Raw genomic sequence first — 18,712 nt, 5'->3', positions numbered from 1 at the left:
GGCCCCGGCCCCGGGCTCAGGCGGCGACCGTGGTCACCGCCGGCTCGGCGGCCGGCTCCAGCGCCAGCGCCAGCACCTCGCGGACGTCGGCCACCGGGTGCACCTGGAGGGTGTCGAGCACCTCGGCGGGGACGTCGTCCAGGTCGGCCTCGTTGCGCTTGGGGATGATCACCGTGGTGACCCCGGCGCGCTGGGCGGCGAGCAGCTTCTGCTTGACCCCGCCGATCGGCAGCACCCGGCCGGTCAGCGAGACCTCGCCGGTCATCGCCACGTCGTCGCGGACCCGGCGGCCGGAGAGCAGCGAGGCCAGCGCGGTGGTCATGGTGATGCCGGCGCTCGGGCCGTCCTTGGGCACCGCCCCGGCCGGGACGTGCAGGTGGATCCCGCGGTCCTTCAAGTCGCCCACGGGCAGCTCCAGTTCGGCGCCGTGCGAGCGCAGGAAGGACAGCGCGATCCGCGCCGACTCCTTCATCACGTCGCCGAGCTGGCCGGTGAGGGTGAGCCCGGTGCCGCCGGTCTCCGGGTCGGCCAGCGACGCCTCCACGAAGAGCACGTCGCCGCCGGCGCCGGTGACCGCCAGGCCGGTGGCCACCCCGGGCACCGCGGTGCGCCGTTCCTGCGGGTCCTGGGCCGACTCCGGGACGTGGTGCGGGCGGCCGATCAGCCCGCGCAGGTCATCCTCGGCCACCGTCAGCGGCAGCTCGGTCCCGCCGAGCGCGTGCCGGGCCGCGACCTTGCGCAGGATGCGGGAGATGGAACGCTCCAGCTCGCGCACCCCGGCCTCCCGGGTGTACTCGGCGGCCAGCTTGCGCAGCGCCCCCTCGGCGACGGTGACCTCCTCGGCGGTGAGCCCGGTGCGTTCGAGCTGGCGCGGGAGCAGGTGGTCGCGGGCGATGGTGAGCTTCTCGTCCTCGGTGTAGCCGTCCAGCCGCACCAGCTCCATGCGGTCCAGCAGCGGCTGCGGGATGGCCTCCAGGACGTTGGCGGTGGCCAGGAAGACCACGTCGGACAGGTCGAGTTCGACCTCCAGGTAGTGGTCACGGAAGGTGTGGTTCTGCGCCGGGTCGAGGACCTCCAGCAGCGCGGCGGAGGGGTCGCCGCGGTAGTCGGAGCCGACCTTGTCGATCTCGTCCAGCAGCACCACCGGGTTCATCGAGCCGGCCTCCTTGACCGCCCGCACGATGCGGCCGGGCAGGGCGCCGACGTAGGTGCGGCGGTGGCCGCGGATCTCCGCCTCGTCGCGCACGCCGCCCAGCGCCACCCGGACGAACTTGCGCCCCATCGCCCGGGCCACCGACTCGCCCAGCGACGTCTTGCCCACGCCGGGCGGGCCGACCAGGGCGAGCACCGCGCCCGCCCGGCGTCCGCCGACCGTGCCCAGACCGCGGTCGGCGCGTCGCTTGCGCACCGCGAGGTATTCGGTGATGCGGTCCTTGACGTCGTCAAGGCCGGCGTGGTCGGCGTCGAGCACGGCCCGGGCGCCGGCGATGTCGTAGGCGTCCTCGGTGGTGGTGTTCCACGGCAGTTCGAGCACGGTGTCGAGCCAGGTGCGGATCCAGCTGCCCTCCGGGGAGGCGTCGGAGGAGCGCTCCAGCTTGTCGACCTCCTTCAGCGCGGCCGTGCGGACCTTCTCCGGCAGGTCGGCCGCCTCCACCCGGGAGCGGTAGTCCTCCGACTCGCTGGCCGGGTCGCCGTTGAGCTCGGCCAGTTCCTTGCGGACGGCTTCGAGCTGGCGGCGCAGCAGGAACTCGCGCTGCTGCTTGTCCATGCCCTCCTGGACGTCCTTGCGGATGGTCTCGGCGACGTCCTGCTCGGCGAGGTGTTCGCGCAGCCACTCGATGGCCAGCCGCAGCCGCTCGACCGGGTCGACGGTCTCCAGCAGCCGGACGCGCTGTTCGGCGCCGAGGAAGGGCGAGTAGCCGGAGTTGTCGGCGAGTTGTGAGACGTCGTCGATCTGCTGGACGCGGTCGACCACCTGCCAGGCGCCGCGCTTGCGCAGCCACGCGGTGGCCAGCGCCTTGTACTCCCGGACCAGTTCGGCCACGACGCCGGGCGGCTCGGTCGGCTCCGGCTCGGTGACCTCGGTGCCCTCCACCCACAGCGCGGCGCCGGGCCCTGTGGTGCCGGCGCCGATGCGGATCCGGGCGAGGCCGCGGATGACGGCACCGGGGTCCCCGTCGGCGAGCCGGCCGACCTGCTCGACGGCGCCGAGGGTACCCACCGCCGCGTACTTGCCGTCCACCCGCGGCACCAGCAGCACCCGGGGCTTGCGGGCGGTGGTGGCGGAACGGATGCCGGGGACGTGGGCGGAGTTCTCCCGGTCCCGCTCGACGGCCTGCGCCGCTTCCACGGCGGCCCGCACCTCGCTGTCGGACAGGTCCAGCGGGACGACCATGCCGGGCAGCACGACGGCGTCGTCCAGCGGCAGCACGGGCAGGGTGAGCGGCGCGGACGTCGGGGACTCTGAAGCCATGATCTCTCCCTAGGCAGGCAAGTTGAGCTGTATCGACTCAATGCTTCTGATGGCCCCGATGTTCCCCGTCCATCGCGTGATTCTGTTCGCTGTGAGCGATCAGCCCCCGGCGGGCGCCGGGCCGGCCGCGGTTAACCTGGCGCCATGGACGACCTGACCGGCGCGGCGACCGTGATGGAACGGCGCCAAGGCCCCTACGGCGAAGTGGTGTTGCGAAGACGCGGCGGGATCTACGAGATCATCGAGAACGGGTGCTTCCTGATGGACACCTCCGACGGCCGCTCCGAACGGCTGCTGGTGCGGGCCGCGTTGGAGGCGCTGCCGCCCGGCCCCGGGCGCTCGGTGCTCATCGGCGGCCTGGGCGTGGGCTTCTCGCTGCTGGAGGCCGCCGCCGAGCCGCGCTGGTCGGCGGTGACCGTGGTGGAGCGCGAGCCGGCCGTGGTCGACTGGCACCGCACCGGCCCGCTGGGCTCCCTCACCGCCGGCGCGCTCGCCGATCCCCGGGTCACCGTGGTCGTGGCCGACCTCCTCGACCACCTGCGCACCGCCGATGTGACGTACGACGCACTCTGCCTGGACGTCGACAACGGGCCGCAGTGGACGGTCACCGAGTCCAACGACGGTCTGTACGCGCCCGCCGGGCTCGCCGCGTGCCGTGATCGCCTTGTCCCCGGCGGGGTCTTGGCCATCTGGTCGGCGCAGCCGTCGGCGGAGTTCGAGGAGGCGCTGCGGAACTTCGGATTCCAGCAGGTCCGGACCATTGCGGTGCCGGTCGCGCGTGGTGTGCCCAATGTTGTCCACCTCGCCGTACGGGCCGCGTAGCCGAGGGCCGCGCGCGCCCCTTACGCTGCTTCCCAAGCAGCGCGACCAAGTGGGGGCGGGCCCGATGGAGAACACACAGACGAGTGCGGCGCACGGTACGGCCGGTGCCTCGTTGCCGGGCACCCAGCGCCGCGTGCTCGTCGTCGAGGACGACCCGACGATCGCGGAGGCCATCGCGGTCCGGCTGCGGGCCGAGGGCTTCCAGGTCCACACCGCGGGCGACGGCCCGGCCGCGGTGGACGCCGCCCACAACTGGCAGCCCGATCTGCTGGTGCTCGACGTGATGCTGCCCGGCTACGACGGCCTGGAGGTCTGCCGCCGGGTCCAGGCGCAGCGCCCGGTGCCGGTGCTGATGCTCACCGCCCGGGACGACGAGACCGACATGCTGGTCGGCCTCGGGGTGGGCGCCGACGACTACATGACCAAGCCGTTCTCCATGCGTGAGCTGGCCGCCCGGGTGCACGTGCTGCTGCGCCGGGTGGAACGGGCCGCGGTGGCCGCCCGCAGCCCCCGCGGCGGCACCCTGCAACTGGGCGACCTCGCCATCGACCACGCCCAGCGCCGGGTCCGGGTGCGCGGCGACGACGTCCACCTCACCCCCACCGAGTTCGACCTGCTGGCCTGCCTGGCCCAGACCCCGCGCGCGGTGCTCTCCCGCGAGCAGCTGCTGGCCGAGGTGTGGGACTGGGCGGACGCCTCCGGCACCCGCACCGTCGACAGCCACATCAAGGCGCTGCGCCGCAAGATCGGCGCCGAACGCATCCGCACGGTGCACGGCGTCGGGTACGCGCTGGAGACCCCGGCGCCGTGACGCCACGGCTGCCGCGTCCCCGCCTCCCCGGACGGGCGTGCCGCTCCCCTGAGGCGGCGGGCGCCCTGCGGAAGCTGTGGGAGGCGCTGCGCCCGGTGGACCCGTACCGGTCGATCAAGGCGGCGCTGGGCCTGCTGGTGATCTCCTCGGTCTTCCTGACCACGCTGCTGGTGCTGGTGGCGATCCACTCGGAGACCGAGCTGCGGGTGATCACCATCTTCTCGATCATCACCTCGATGCTGCTGATGCAGTTCGTCTCGCACGGCCTGACCTCGCCGCTGCGGGAGATGACGGCGGTGGCCAAGGCGATGGCCCAGGGCGACTACAGCCGCCGGGTGCGGACCGGGCGCCGGGACGAGCTGGGCGAGCTGGCGGTGACGTTCAACAGCATGGCGGCCGACCTGGAGGCCGCCGACCGCCACCGCAAGGAGCTGGTGGCCAACGTCTCGCACGAGCTGCGCACCCCCATATCGGGGCTGCGGGCGCTGCTGGAGAACGTGGTGGACGGGGTCTGCGAGGCGGACCCGGAGACCATGCGCGCGGCGCTGGCGCAGACCGAGCGCCTCGGCCGGCTCGTCGGCGACCTGCTCGACCTGTCCCGGCTGGACAGCGGGGTGGTGCCGCTCAACGCCCGCCGCTTCGAGGTGTGGCCGTACCTGTCCGGCGTGCTCAAGGCGGCCAGCATCAAGCCCGGGGTGGCGCTGGAGACCCACTCGCGCTCCCGCAACGACGTCCATCTGCACCTGGACGTCTCGCCGCCGGAGCTGACCGCGTACGCCGACCCGGAACGCCTCCACCAGGTGGTCTCCAACCTGGTGGACAACGCGGTCAAGCACAGCCCGCCCAGCGGCCGGGTGACGGTGCGGGCCCGGTCCGGCGACGCCCCGGAGTCGCTGGAGCTGGAGGTGCTGGACGAGGGCCCGGGGATCCCCGAGTCGGAGTGGTCCACGGTCTTCGAACGGTTCAGCCGGGGCAGCGCGCCCGCCGCGGAGGGCTCCGGCAGCGACGGCGGCACCGGACTGGGGCTGGCCATCGCCCGGTGGGCGGTGGAGCTGCACGGAGGCCGGATCCGGGTGGCCGAGTCGGCACGCGGATGCCGCATCCGTCTCACCCTTCCGGGTAAAAGTACGACGTCACATTGACGTAGGGTGGCATAGAGGTACCGAACGGTTGATCGGTGCCGAAAACCGGATAACCCCTGCCATAAACGACCGAGCGCCCCCGCTTCCGTCCCGCACGGACGCGCGGACGCCCAAAAGAATGCCGATTTCCCGTCCAGGACAGCTGCCAAACCCGCCTCCGGGTGTGACGTGCGCGACGACTGCCCCTCGTAACCTGCGCCGACCCGCCCGGTAGGCGTAGCCTTTATTCCCGCTGTCCACCACCTTGTGAAGCGGAAGAGGGCGGTTGCCGCCGTGTCGTCACAGTCCCCCAACACATCGAGCGTCCCGACCGACTCCGACGGTGAGGGGAAGAACCCCGCCGCCGGTTTCGGCGCCAACGAGTGGCTCGTCGATGAGATCTACCAGCAGTACCTCCAGGACCCGAACTCGGTAGACCGAGCCTGGTGGGACTTCTTCGCCGACTACAAGCCGGGCGCCGACGCCGCGGGCTCCGCGGGGCCGGCCGCGCCGAAGAACCAGGGCTCCGCGCCCGCTGCTCCCACCGCCACCCAGCCCGCCAACGGCACCCCCGCTCCGGCCGCCGCGGCTCCGTCTGCCCCCGCACAGCAGACGGCCCCGCAGGCGGCCGGAAGCACGAGCGCGCCCGCGGCCAAGCCGGCCCCGGCGCAGCCCGCGCCCGCCGCCCCGGCCGCCCGGCCCGCGGCCCCGGCCAAGACCGGCCCGGCCGCCGCGCCCGCCGCCGCGGGGCCGGCCACCCCGGCCGAGCAGCCGGCCGCGCAGGAGCCGGTGACCGAGTACGTCACGCTGCGCGGCCCCTCCGCGGCGGTCGCCAAGAACATGAACGCCAGCCTTGAGCTGCCGACCGCGACCAGCGTGCGGGCCATCCCGGTCAAGCTGCTGTTCGACAACCGCATCGTCATCAACAACCACCTGAAGCGGGCGCGCGGCGGCAAGGTCTCCTTCACCCACATCATCGGCTACGCGATGGTGCAGGCGATGAAGGTCATGCCGGCGATGAACCACGCGTTCACCGTCAAGGACGGCAAGCCGACGCTGGTCAAGCCGGACCACGTCAACCTGGGCCTCGCCATCGACCTGGTGAAGTCCAGCGGTGAGCGCCAGCTCGTGGTCGCCGCCATCAAGAAGGCCGAGACGCTGGGCTTCTTCGAGTTCTGGCAGGCGTACGAGGACATCGTCCGGCGGGCCCGCGCGGGCAAGCTGACCATGGACGACTTCACCGGCGTCACCTGCTCGCTGACCAACCCCGGCGGCATCGGCACCGTCCACTCGGTGCCGCGGCTGATGCCCGGCCAGTCCATGATCATGGGCGTCGGCTCCATGGACTACCCGGCGGAGTTCCAGGGCACCTCCCAGGACGCCCTCAACCGGCTCGGCGTCTCCAAGGTGATGACGCTGACCAGCACCTACGACCACCGGGTGATCCAGGGCGCCGCCTCCGGCGAGTTCCTGCGCGTGATGCACCAGCTGCTGCTGGGCGAGAACGGCTTCTACGACGAGATCTTCGAGTCGCTGCGCATCCCCTACGAGCCGGTGCGCTGGCGGCAGGACATCGACGCCGGCCACGACGACGACGTCACCAAGGCCGCCCGGGTCTTCGAGCTGATCCACTCCTACCGGGTGCGCGGCCACGTCATGGCCGACACCGACCCGCTGGAGTACAAGCAGCGCAAGCACCCCGACCTGGACATCACCGAGCACGGCCTCACCCTGTGGGACCTGGAGCGGGAGTTCGCGGTCGGCGGCTTCGCCGGCAAGTCGATGATGACGCTGCGGGACATCCTCGGGGTGCTCCGCGACTCGTACTGCCGCACCGTCGGCATCGAGTTCATGCACATCCAGGACCCCAAGCAGCGCAAGTGGATCCAGGACCGGGTGGAGCGCCCGCACGCCAAGCCCGAGCGTGAGGAACAACTGCGCATCCTGCGCCGGTTGAACGCGGCCGAGGCGTTCGAGACCTTCCTGCAGACCAAGTACGTCGGCCAGAAGCGCTTCTCGCTGGAGGGCGGCGAGTCCGTCATCCCGCTGCTGGACTCGGTGCTGGACGCCGCCGCCGAGGCGCGGCTGGACGAGGTCGTCATCGGCATGGCCCACCGTGGCCGGCTCAACGTGCTCGCCAACATCGTCGGCAAGTCCTACGCGCAGATCTTCCGCGAGTTCGAGGGCAACCTCGACCCGAAGTCGATGCACGGCTCCGGCGACGTGAAGTACCACCTGGGCGCCGAGGGCACCTTCACCGGCCTGGACGGCGAGCAGATCAAGGTCTCGCTGGCCGCCAACCCCTCGCACCTGGAAACCGTCGACCCGGTCGTCGAGGGCATCTCCCGGGCCAAGCAGGACATCATCGGCAAGGCCGGCACCGACTTCACCGTCCTGCCGGTCCAGCTCCACGGCGACGCGGCCTTCGCCGGCCAGGGCGTGGTGGCCGAGACGCTCAACATGTCGCAGCTGCGCGGCTACCGCACCGGCGGCACCGTGCACATCGTCATCAACAACCAGGTGGGCTTCACCGCCGCGCCGACCGCCTCCCGCTCGTCGATGTACTGCACCGACGTGGCCCGCATGATCGAGGCGCCGATCTTCCACGTCAACGGGGACGACCCGGAGGCCGTGGTGCGCGTGGCGCGGCTGGCCTTCGAGTTCCGCCAGGCGTTCAACAAGGACGTCGTGATCGACCTGGTCTGCTACCGGCGCCGGGGCCACAACGAGGCCGACAACCCCTCGTTCACCCAGCCGCTGATGTACGACCTGATCGACAAGAAGCGCTCGGTGCGCAAGCTGTACACCGAGTCGCTGATCGGCCGCGGCGACATCACCCTGGAAGAGGCCGAGCAGGCGCTCCAGGACTACCAGGGCCAGCTGGAGAAGGTCTTCACCGAGGTGCGCGAGGCGGTCTCCGCCCCGGCCGAGGCCCCCGAGCCCGCGCCGCAGTCGCAGTTCCCGGTGCACGTGGACACCGCGATCTCCCAGGAGGTCCTCAAGCGGATCGCCGAGTCGCAGGTCAACCTGCCCGAGCGGGTCACCGTCCACCCGCGGCTGCTGCCGCAGCTCCAGCGGCGCGCGGCCAGCGTGGAGGACGGCACCATCGACTGGGCGACGGGTGAGACGCTGGCCTTCGGTTCGCTGCTGATGGAGGGCACCCCGGTCCGGCTGGCCGGCCAGGACTCCCGGCGTGGCACCTTCGGCCAGCGCCACGCGGTGCTGGTGGACCGGGAGACCGGCGAGGACTACACCCCGCTGCTCTACCTCTCCGAGGACCAGGCGCGCTTCATGGTCTACGACTCGCTGCTGAGCGAGTACGCGGCCATGGGCTTCGAGTACGGCTACTCGCTGGCCCGTCCGGACGCGCTGGTGATGTGGGAGGCGCAGTTCGGCGACTTCGCCAACGGCGCGCAGAACGTGGTGGACGAGTACATCTCGGCCTCCGAGCAGAAGTGGGGCCAGACCTCCGGCGTCGTCCTGCTGCTGCCGCACGGTTACGAGGGCCAGGGCCCGGACCACTCCTCGGCCCGGATCGAGCGCTACCTCCAGCTGTGCGCGCAGAACAACATGACGGTGGCCATGCCGACCCTGCCGTCGAACTACTTCCACCTGCTGCGCTGGCAGGTCCACAACCCGCACCACAAGCCGCTGGTGGTCTTCACCCCGAAGTCCATGCTGCGGCTGAAGGCGGCGGCGTCGAAGGCGGAGGAGTTCACCACCGGCGGCTTCCGCCCGGTGATCGGCGACACCGTGGACCCGGACGGCGTGCGCAAGGTCGTCTTCTGCTCCGGCAAGGTCTACTACGACCTGCTGGCCGAGCGCACCGCGCGCAAGGCCGACGAGGTGGCGCTGATCCGCATCGAGCGGCTCTACCCGCTGCCCGGCGCGGAGATCCAGGCGGAGCTGGCCAAGTACACCAAGGCCCAGAAGTACGTGTGGGCCCAGGAGGAGCCGGCCAACCAGGGTGCCTGGCCGTTCATCGCGCTCAACCTGATCGACCACCTGGACCTGGTGCTCGGTGCCGCCCCGGACAACGCCGACCGGCTGCGGCGCGTCTCGCGTCCGGCCTCGTCGTCGCCGGCCGTGGGCTCGGCCAAGCGCCACCAGGCCGAGCAGGCGCAGCTGGTGAAGGAAGTCTTCGAGATCTGATCCGGGACGTCCAGCCATGGCTGAACGAAGGGGCCCCCGCCATCGGCGGGGGCCCCTTCCGCGTCCGGTGGCGCGGGCGGCGGTCAGCTCGGCTGCGGTTCGAAGTCCCAGTACGGGCGCTCCCGGCGGCGTACCGAGACGGTGTGCGAGTGCTGGGCGCCGAGGGTGTCGGTGAGCTGCTGGAGCACCTCCTGCTCCAGCTTGGCGGCCTCCTCGGAGCGGCGCAGCGCGCGCAGGTCGGCGGCGAGGCCGGCCTTGCAGGACAGGGTGAGCGGATGGGTGTCGCCCAGCGTCGCCTTGGCCCGGCCGAGGGTGTCGCGGCTGAGTTCGGCGGCGTGCTCCTCGTCGCCGACGAGGTTGCGGGCGCCGGCGGTGTTGAGCGCGCACCCCAGCGTCCAGGGGTGGTCGGGGCCGACGGCGCGGCTCATGGCGTGGCAGGCGCGTTCGGCGACGGCCAGCGACGCCTCGCGGTCGCCGAGGGAACGCAGCACCAGGCTGACGTTGCCCTCGGTGCCGATGGCGTAGGGGTGGTCGGCGCCGACCAGGTTGCGGTAGCGGTCGGCGACGGTGCGGCTGAGCCGGTGGGCGTGGTCGAGGTCGCCGTGCTTGCGGACGAAGTTGGCGTGGTCGGCCTGGACGAGCAGGGTCTCGGGGTGGCTGGGGCCCTGGGCCTGGACGAAGCGTTCGACGACGCTGCGCATCAGGGCCTCGCCGGCCGTGGAGTCCCCGGAGCGGCGCAGGCACAGCGCCAGGTTGTGCTCGGCGCGCAGCATGCCGGGGCTGTAGCGGTCGACCGCGCGGCGGTAGGCGCCGACGATCTGCTCCTGCTTGGAGGTGGCCTCCCGGTAGCGGCCGAGGAGCCGCAGCAGCCAGGCGCACTGGGTGCCCGCGTACAGGGTGCGGTAGTGGCCGGGGTGGGTCTGGCGTTCGGCGATGCGCAGGTTGACCTGGTGCTGCTGGAGCGCCTCCTCGTAGCGGCCGAGCAGGTGCAGGGCGACGGCGAGGTTGTTGCGGTCCTGGACGGTCAGCGGCGCCTCCTCGCCGAGCACCCGGGTGTAGGTGGCCACCGACTCGGTGAACAGGGCCCGGGCCTCCTCGTAGGCGCCCAGCGCCAGCATGCTGCCGCCCAGGCTGTTGCGGGCCCACAGCAGATCGGGGTCGTCGGCCGGGCGGGTCTCGGTGAGTTCGTCGACCACCGCCCGGCTGACCGCCTCGGACTCCCGGTAACGGCCGGAGCGGCGCAGCATGTTGGCGTGCATGACGCGCATCAGCAGCATGGTGGAGTCGTCCGGCGGCAGGCGGTCCTGCCAGCGGTCGACGGTCAGTTCGCACAGGCGCAGCGCGGAGCTGTACTCGCCGCGGGTCTTGAGGTACTCGATGCAGTTGATGAGCAGCCGCTGCACGTCCGGGTCGCCGCTGGAGAGGGCGTCGGCCGGCTCCAGGTGCGGGATGATCGCCGCGTACCGGGACCATTCCCGGGTGTCGCCGGGGGCCCTGGGGTCGGCGCTGACCAGCACCCGGCAGGCGGCGGCCGACAGCCGGTCGCGGCGGTCCTCGGAGAGGTTGCCGAGCAGGAAGCCGTGGTAGAGCCGGTGCATCTGCACGGTGTCGACCATCGGTTCGCGGTCGGCCTCGGTGACGTAGTCCATGCGTACCGCGGTGGACTCCGAGAGCCGGCGCAGCGCGGTGTGCCAGCGGATGGGGTCGGCGGCGAGGGCGGCGAGGTGGTCGGGCAGGTCGGCGGGGCGGGCGTTCTGGATCATCCGGACCGGGATGGCCTCGGGTGAGAAGAACGCGAACAGGTGGAGGAGTTCGGTGGCCTCGGGGCTGCGTTCGCTGAGCGTGTTCAGCGTTATCGACCAGCTGGTCTGGAAGCCCATGGAGTAGTCCTGGGACATCCGGATGGCGATCTGGGCGGGGTTGCCGCGGCGGATCAGCTCGATGTAGTCCTTGGCGGGCATGGGGTTGCCGGCCAGCCAGGCGGCGGTCTGGGCGAGGAGCAGCGGCAGGTCCTCGACGGCGTCGGCGAGGTCGTCGGCCTCCTCGGCGGTGAGGCGTTCGGCGCGGCGGCGGGCGTAGGCGACGGATTCCTCGCGCAGGAAGGGGCGGACCTCGATCTCGCCGACCGCGCCGGTGGCCGCCCAGTCCTGGGTGAGAGTGGTCAGCAGTACGTGGCCGTTGCCCTCGGGGAGCAGGTCCTCGATCTGCTCGGTGTCGTCGGCGCTGTCGAAGACGACCAGCCAGCGGCGGTAGGGGTGGCCGGTGCGCAGGGCTTCGTGGACGGCGCGGATGCGGTCGCCGAGTTCCTGGCCGGTCTCCAGGCCGAGGCGGGGGGCGAGGGCGGCGAACTGCTCGCGGGCGGTGGCCCGGTAGCCGGCGTTGACCCACCAGACGATGTCGTAGTCGTTGCCGAACCGGTGCGCATACTCGGCGGCGATCTGCGACTTGCCGACGCCGGAGATGCCGCGCAGGGCGACCCGGGCGCCGCCGCGTCCGCCGGCCGCGAACCGTTCGTGCAGCGCCTCCAGAGCGGAGTCGCGGCCGGTGAAGCGCACGTTGCGGCGGGGCAGGTTCCACACCGCGGGCGGGTCGTTGGGGAACCGCGGGGAGAAGCCGTCGGGGCCGGCCTCGCCGGCCGCCGGGTCGAGGCCGAGGCGGCGCAGGATGCGGCGGCGGGCCTCGCGGGCGTCCAGGTCGCGCAGGTCGACCGGGCCGAGCGGGGCGGCGGTCGGCGGCAGCGCGCGGGTGGCCACGCTGACCGCGGCGAACCGGTCGAGGTTGGCCGGCACCACGTCGGCGAGGGCCTGCGTCCATTCGGTGTCGGTGCGCGGGCCGAGCTGGAAGTACCAGTCGTCCAGCACCAGCAGCACCCGGCCGGGGGCGGTGAGCAGGTTGGCCAGCGCCTCGGTGAGCGCCATGCCCAGCGGCGGGTCCCAGCGCAGCAGGGCGGTGCCGTGGCCCTGCTGCTCCAGTTGGTGCGCGATCCAGGCGGCCCAGGGCCGGTTGTATCCCGCATAGCTGATGGTGAAGTGTTCGCGGGTGCCGGGGGCCTGGGCTTGCGGGGTCATGCGACCGTCTCCCTCGTACCGTGCGGAATGGGACGGGACCTGCGGAGATGACTGCCTGTCAGGCAGAGTATCCCACCGCGCCGACACCACGGGTCCGCGTCGTCAGGTCACCTCCAGCGGGGCGGCCCGGCGCGGGGCCGTCCGGGGGTCGGCCGGAAGGGCGGCGGCGAGCCGTCCGGCGATGTGCCTGATCAGGTGTTCGAGGTCGGCGCAGTAGACGGAGGGGTGGCGGAAGCCGCTGCCGGCCAGGTAGCGGTGGGTGTAGTTGCCGCCGCCGCACACCCGCATCACCGGGCAGGTGCGGCAGGTACGGCTCAGCCCGGCCGCGCCGAGCTGGCGGGCGGCCACCCCGGGGTGGTCCAGCGCCTGGTCGAAGCTGTGGCGGAAGACGTCCAGGCCGGTGGCGGGGGCTCCGGGGTAGGCGGTCTTGAGCGAGTCGACCTGCTCGATGGCGCCGTCGGTCTCCACCACCAGGGCGGCGGCCGGGGAGAGCCCGACCGACTCGGTGGTGGACGGCAGCCCCAGCAGCAACGCGATCACCTCGGTGAACAGCCGGATCGCGGGGTGGCCGGGGTCCCGCGGGTCGCCGGCCCACCACAGGTCGAAGACGGTGGCGAGCCACCTTCCGTACGGGACCGGGCGGTTGCCGGGGGCGGTGCGGCGGGGCCGGCCGCCGGTGAGGCCGGGCGGCGGGGTGGTCCAGTTGGCGTGCGGCAGCAGCAGGTCGAGGCTGGGCGGGCGCAGCGCGGTCAGCGAGCGGTAGACCTCGGCCGGGTCGGCGGCCGGGTCGATGGTGCACAGCAGTCCGGCATAGGCGTCCGGGTGGCGGGCGAGGAGCCGGGCGGCGCGGGTGGCGGCGCGCCAGGAGGGGCGGCCGGCGTGGTCGACGCGGCGGGCGTCCAGCGCCCCGGTGCCGCCGTCGAGGCTGAGCCCGACGCGGATGCCGGCGGCGGCGAGCCGGCGCAGGGTGGCCTGGTCGAGCAGGGTGCCGTTGGTCTGGACGGTGAAGCGGGCGGTGCAGCCGGCCGGCAGCGCGGCGCGGACCCGTCCGGCGTACTCCAGCAGCGGGCCGGGGCCGGCCAGCAGCGGCTCGCCGCCGTGCAGGTCGACCCGGATCTCGGTCAGCCCGTGGGTGAGGACGTGGTCGGCGATCCGCCGCGCGGTGTGCGCCATCGTCCCGGGGGCGACCCGCGGCGGGCGCTGCCGCCAACTGTGGTCGGCGCCGCGGTACACGTAGCAGTACGTGCACGCCAGGTTGCAGCGGCTGTGCACCTTGAGCACGAACTGCCGGACGGGTACGGGGAGATGACCCGCGCGCCGCAGTGCCTGGACGTCGAGCCGGAGGTCCGGCCACGGGGCGTAACCGGGCCCCCCGTCGGCGTCCGAGTGCCCCGCGTGCCCCGCGCCCCCCTCGGCGCCGCCCCGAACGCCGGGGCGCCGGACGTCCCCGGCCGCCCGCCGCGCGCGGACGCGGACGGTCTTCCCGGCGCCCGGGCCGCCCCCGTCCGCGTGCTCGGGGGCGTTCCCTCCGGCGGCCGGGGCCGGTTCGGCGGCCTTGGGCGGGGCGGCCTGCACGGCGGGCCGTGATTGTTCGCGCACCGTGCGGCTCCTCCCGGGGATGCTGAACGGTGCATGACCAGATGGCGGCGTCGACAAACGTCCTGGCGAACAACTGACCGGATTCGCCCAGGTGTTGCCCGGATTTCCGTCAGCGGGGCGGACGGGGTGGGGAGTCCTCGTGGTAGGAGACGGCGCCGGAGACGCCACCGGTGTGTTCGGGGCGACCGCGCAGTCCGGCGAGGACGGCGGTGAGCACCGGGTGGTCGGTGGCGGCGGCCAGGTGGCCGAGGGCCGCCGGGCCGCCGAAGTCGGGCAGGCGCGGACCGGCCGGGGCCGGCTCGCCGCCGGACGGCGCCGTGGCCGGTGGTTCCCCGCCGCCGATGCGGACCGAAGTGCTCACGCCGTCCCCTCCAACGCGCGCATCCGCTCCAGGGTGGAGCGGGCCTGCGGATCTCCGGCCGCCCCGGAGCGCTGCCACTGCTCCCAGGCCGCCCGGTACGACTCCAGCGCCCGGGCCGCGCCCGCGGTGCGTTCCAGCACCGTACCGCGCCGGTGGTGCGCCTGGGCGGCCAGCAGCGGCTCACCGGCCCGTACCGCGTGCTCGGCGGAGCGCAGGAACGACTCGGCCGCCTGGTCCAGTTTCTCCTGTGCCCCGCGCCCCGCGGCCAGCCGCAGCAGCACGTCGCCGTGGTCGAGCCAGGCGCGGGCGGCGGTGGCCGGGTCCTCGGCGTCGGCGGCGCCGCGGGCCGCGCGGTGCAGTATCCACTCGGCCTCGTGCAGATCGGTGGGGGCGCCCCCGGCGGCGCGGCGCTCCCGCAGGGCGCGGCCGAAGAGCAGCCGGCGTTCCGGCAGCAGCCGGTGGCTCTCCGGGGTCTGGGCCAGCGCCTCGCGCAGCACCCGTACCGCGTCGGTGGCCACCTCCAGGCCACCGCCCCTGGCCCCCCACTCCACCAGCACCCGGCCCCGTTCCACCAGCAGCCCGGCGCGCGCCGGGTCGTCCACCGGGACCAGCGGCAGCGCGCGGGCGAACGCGGCGTCGGCCAGGGCCAGTTCGGCGGTCTCGGCGGTGTGGCCGTAGCGGGCGAAGTGGGCGGCGCCGAGCCGGCGGAGCACCTCCAGCTTGAGTTCGGGGAGCCCTTCGGCGGCGGCCAGCGCGCGGTCGAGGTCGGCCAGCGCGTGGGCGTCGCCGGGGTCTCCGGCGGCCACCGCGCGGGCGGCGGCCAGCTCCATCAGCACCCGGCAGCGCTGCGCGGACGGGCCGGTGGCGGCCCCCGCGGCCCGGTCGATCACCTCGAAGTCGGCCACCGCGCGCAGCGCGAGGGAACGGGCCTCCTGCGGCGCGAGGCGGCGTACCGCGTCGTCGGCCAGCTCGCGCAGGAGTCCGCCGCGGGCCACCAGGGCGTCGGCGGGCACCGGTTCGCCGGTGGGCCAGGACTCCAGGACCGCGTCGAGGCGCAGTTGGGCGTCGTGCAGCAGGTCGCGGTCGCCGGTGATCTCGTACCGTTCCCTGGCGACCTCGACGATGCGCAGCTGGATGTCGAGGAGGGCGCGGGGTTCGTGGCGCAGCAGCCGGTAGGCGTGTTCCAGCGCTTCGGCGGCCTCGCCGAGGGCCTGGCCGGGGGTGCGGTCGGTGAGCGCGGCGGTCTCCGGGCGGCTCGCCACCTCCCGCAGCACCTGGCCGAGGACGAGCTGGGCCTGGGCGGCCGTGTCGGCCGGGACCCGGGAGCGGTCGGCGAGCGCGGTGGCCGACCGGGCGGTCTCCTCCGCCTCGGCGAGCACCTCGTCACCGCCCCTGGCCCGCCACAGGTCGAGCAGACAGGTGGCGAGCAGGGTGCGCAGCGGTACGCCGTGGGCGGGGCGGCGGTCGTCGTACGGGGCGCTGCGCAGCAGGCGGATGGCCTCCCACAGGTCCCGGATGGTGCCGTGGGCCTGGAACCGGCGCAGCCGTTCCGCGGCCTCCTCGACCACCCGGCCCTGGTGGGCGATGACCACGCCGGGGCCGCCGGTGGACGTCGCGGTGGCGGACGCGGCCCGCGGGCGGGCGTCGGTGGCCACCCCGCCGGGCTGGAAGCGCCGCAGCACCTTCTGCGAGACCTCCGCGAACTGCCGCGGCACCGGGGTCGTGGTGGCCCGGCCCGGCTCGGCAGGGCCGGGCTCGCCGGAGAGGTAACCGACCACCTGGGCGGGGAAGTTGCGGGCGCGGCGGCCGAAGACCCGTTCCACGTAGAGCGAGCAGTGCTTGAGGACCAGCGACGCCTCGCCGAGTCCGAGCCGGCGCAGCAGCACGTCCTGGACGCCGTCGGCGAACTCGTACCAGGGGCCGCCGTCGGCGTAGGCGGGGTCGGTGCCGTCGTCGGCGCGGCGGCCCTCGTGGCGTACCAGCAGGCCGCTCAGGAGGACCTCGGCCATCTCGGTGGGCCCGGTCTGCGGCACCATGGCGCGCTGGACGAGCTGCATCACCGGGTAGGCCAGCGGGGCCGCCGACAGGTAGACCGCCAGGTGCTGGGCGGCCGGGGAGGCGACCGCCTGGAAGTCGCCGACGAGCTGTTCGGCGGTGCGGGGGGCGCGGGGCGGCTCCTCGGCGCCGGTGTGGTCGGCGTGCACCCAGGCCGCCGCGGCGTCCAGCGAGGCGCGGGCGGTGCCGGAGACGGCGCGGGCCCAGGCGCCCAGGGCGACCGCGGTGGGGGCGAGCACCGGAACGGCGAGGGCGCCGGGTGGTCTGGGCCGGGTGCTGCGGCGGCGGGGCAGGAAGTCCAGCCGGCCGCCGGGTCCGTCGGCGCCGCGCAGCACCCCGGACTCGGTGGGCAGCAGGGTGCGCGACCACATCCGCTGCGGCAGCGGCTGGAGTACGGCGACCGGGCCGGTGCGGGCGAACCGGTGCAGCAGCCGCTGGCCCGCGCCGCGCCGCCACAGCGCCCCGGAGCAGTCGCTGAGCAGCAGGGTGACGGTGCGCCCGGTGGGGTCGCGCAGCCGGTCGGCGGGGGCGAGCGGGTCGGCGCCGCCGGGGCCGGCCGCCACCCCGGCCCCGCCGTCCGAGCGGGCCCGCAGGTAGTGGACGGCCACGTCACGGAAGGCGCCGACCTGGGCGAAGACGACCCGGAGTTCTTCGAGCATCTGGTGCCAGACCACCATGGACGGCGAGTCGTCCATCACCAGCAGCAGCATCGCCTCGCGCCGCCGGGCCTCGGTGAACACCGGGACGATGTGGCCGCTGCGGGCGCTGGTCTCGGCGGTGGCCGCCTCGTCCAGCGGGCCGCGGCGGGGCGGCACCCGGGGGCGGTAGCGCTGCAACGGGCGCAGCGCCCGCTCCAGCGGCAGCAGCCCGGGGAAGGCGGTGGCCACCGGGATGCGGACCAGGGTCTCCTCGGCCGGGGCCGCCTCGTCCGGCCGCAGCGGACGGAGCGCGATCCGGCCCGCCCCGGCGGCGGGCCGGCCGTCCGGCGGGGGCGCTCCGGCCGGTGCGGAAGGGGGCGTTCCGGCGTCCTCGGGCGGGGCAAGTGTGGCCGGATCCGTGCGGTCGGGGGCGGCCTCGGGCTCCGGGGGCGGGGCGATCCGGCGGGCCAGCCAGAGCGCGTCGGCCAGCCCTTCGGCGTCCGCGTCGAGGCCGGCCGCGCGCAGCCGCGCGACGAGCCGCGCGTGCGGGTCCGCTCCGGGGGCCACCTGAGGTCACCTGACCCGGTTGAGCGGCTGCATGAGCTCCTCGGCCAGGCGTTCCCGGGTGCCGGCGTCCTCTTCCCGGGCCTGCTGGGTGAGGTAGATGGCGTTGAGCAGCTGGTCGGCGGAGCGCTGCTCGCCGGGGCGGCGGTCGAGGAACTGCCGGATGATCTGCTCGTTCTGCTCGGCGGCGGCCGGCCCGAAGTGGGCGCGGACCATGGCGGCCAGCCGGTCCTCGTCGGGGACGCCGAGCCGCAGGTGGATGCAGCGGCGCAGCAGCGGGGCGGGGAAGTCGCGTTCGCCGTTGCTGGTCAGGACGACGAACGGGAAGGCGCGGCAGCGGATCCGGCCGCCGTGCACGGTGGCCTTGCCGCCGTCGTCGTCGAGGACCTCGATGTCGGGGTGGCGGTCGGCCATCCGTTCCAGCTCGGGGATGGCGAACTCGCCTTCCTCCAGGGCGTTGAGCAGGTCGTTGGGGAGGTCGATGTCGCTCTTGTCGAGTTCGTCGACGAGCAGGACGCGGGGGCGGCGGGCGGGCAGCAGGGCGGTGCCCAGCGGGCCGAGCCGGACGTAGCGGCCGATGCCGTCGCCGGGCTGTTCGCCGTCCGGGCCGACGTCGCCGCCGGCCCGGGCGAGCTGGAGGTCCTGGAGGCGGGCGAGGGCGTCGTACTGGTAGAGCCCGTCGCGCAGCACGGTGCGGCTGACGATGGGCCAGCGCAGCACGCGGCCCAGGCCCAGTTCGTGGGCGACGGCGTGGGCCAGGGTGCTCTTGCCGCTGCCGGGTTCGCCGGTGACCAGCAACGGGCGGCGCAGGTAGAGGGCGGCGTTGATCAGCTCCAGCTCGGTGGGGCCGGGCCGGTACTGCTCGGCGAGGTCCTGCTGGAGGCCGAGGCGCCGGGTGGAGGCGGTGTCTATCGGAGCGGGCGGGCTCACCTCCGGGCCACCGTCGAAATTGCGCCACGGCGGGGGCGGCGGCAACCGGTCGATCCCCTCGTGGGGTTGACCGGTGCCCCGGTAGATCAGCCACTCGTTCACGTCGTGCTCCTCGTCG

General features: G+C 74.0%; 10 protein-coding genes. 4 read left to right on the top strand and 6 right to left on the bottom strand.

Annotated features, from left to right (window positions below):
• Positions 1-16: 16 nt before the first annotated feature.
• Positions 17-2,473, bottom strand: a complete 2,457-nt coding sequence (lon, locus tag SCATT_RS19510; protein ID WP_014144842.1) for an endopeptidase La — start codon at positions 2,471-2,473, stop codon at positions 17-19.
• Between the two features lie 144 nt (positions 2,474-2,617).
• On the opposite strand from lon, the gene SCATT_RS19505 reads away from it, so the two are divergent.
• From SCATT_RS19505 to SCATT_RS19490, 4 genes are all read left to right on the top strand, one after another.
• Positions 2,618-3,295, top strand: coding sequence for a spermine/spermidine synthase domain-containing protein (locus SCATT_RS19505; RefSeq protein WP_014144840.1), 678 nt, complete (start codon positions 2,618-2,620; stop codon positions 3,293-3,295).
• Between the two features lie 64 nt (positions 3,296-3,359).
• Positions 3,360-4,106 carry a response regulator transcription factor gene (locus SCATT_RS19500; protein WP_014144839.1) on the top strand — a complete coding sequence of 249 codons (747 nt, stop codon included), beginning with the start codon at positions 3,360-3,362 and terminating at the stop codon, positions 4,104-4,106.
• Entirely contained in the window at positions 4,103-5,248 is a 1,146-nt protein-coding gene (locus SCATT_RS19495; protein WP_014144838.1) for a sensor histidine kinase, read from the top strand. The genes SCATT_RS19500 and SCATT_RS19495 overlap by 4 nt, the downstream gene beginning before the upstream one ends.
• Positions 5,249-5,521: 273 nt before the next feature.
• The gene (locus SCATT_RS19490) at positions 5,522-9,379 is read left to right on the top strand and encodes a multifunctional oxoglutarate decarboxylase/oxoglutarate dehydrogenase thiamine pyrophosphate-binding subunit/dihydrolipoyllysine-residue succinyltransferase subunit (protein ID WP_014144837.1); all 3,858 of its coding nucleotides are present in this window, start codon (positions 5,522-5,524) and stop codon (positions 9,377-9,379) included.
• A gap of 83 nt (positions 9,380-9,462) precedes the next feature.
• On the opposite strand, the gene fxsT is transcribed toward SCATT_RS19490, so the two are convergent.
• The 5 genes from fxsT to SCATT_RS19465 form a co-directional block, all read right to left on the bottom strand.
• Entirely contained in the window at positions 9,463-12,447 is a 2,985-nt protein-coding gene (gene fxsT, locus SCATT_RS19485) for an FxSxx-COOH system tetratricopeptide repeat protein (protein ID WP_014144836.1), read from the bottom strand.
• 102 nt (positions 12,448-12,549) lie between these two features.
• Positions 12,550-14,046: an FxsB family cyclophane-forming radical SAM/SPASM peptide maturase gene (locus SCATT_RS19480; RefSeq protein ID WP_014144835.1), complete on the bottom strand. Its 1,497-nt coding sequence runs from the start codon at positions 14,044-14,046 to the stop codon at positions 12,550-12,552.
• A 109-nt stretch (positions 14,047-14,155) separates the two neighbouring features.
• Positions 14,156-14,407, bottom strand: coding sequence for a hypothetical protein (locus SCATT_RS19475; RefSeq protein WP_014144834.1), 252 nt, complete (start codon positions 14,405-14,407; stop codon positions 14,156-14,158).
• Positions 14,404-17,667 (bottom strand): SAV_2336 N-terminal domain-related protein, encoded by a 3,264-nt coding sequence (locus SCATT_RS19470; protein WP_014144833.1) that lies wholly within the window; start codon positions 17,665-17,667, stop codon positions 14,404-14,406. The genes SCATT_RS19475 and SCATT_RS19470 overlap by 4 nt, the downstream gene beginning before the upstream one ends.
• A gap of 6 nt (positions 17,668-17,673) precedes the next feature.
• Entirely contained in the window at positions 17,674-18,696 is a 1,023-nt protein-coding gene (locus SCATT_RS19465) for an AAA family ATPase (RefSeq protein WP_014628351.1), read from the bottom strand.
• Positions 18,697-18,712: the final 16 nt, after the last annotated feature.

Source organism: Streptantibioticus cattleyicolor NRRL 8057 = DSM 46488 (assembly GCF_000240165.1).
GTDB classification, from domain to species: Bacteria; Actinomycetota; Actinomycetes; order Streptomycetales; family Streptomycetaceae; genus Streptantibioticus; species Streptantibioticus cattleyicolor.
The sequence above is the reverse complement of the archived record's forward strand: the minus strand, read 5'-3'. Positions and strand labels throughout refer to the sequence as shown.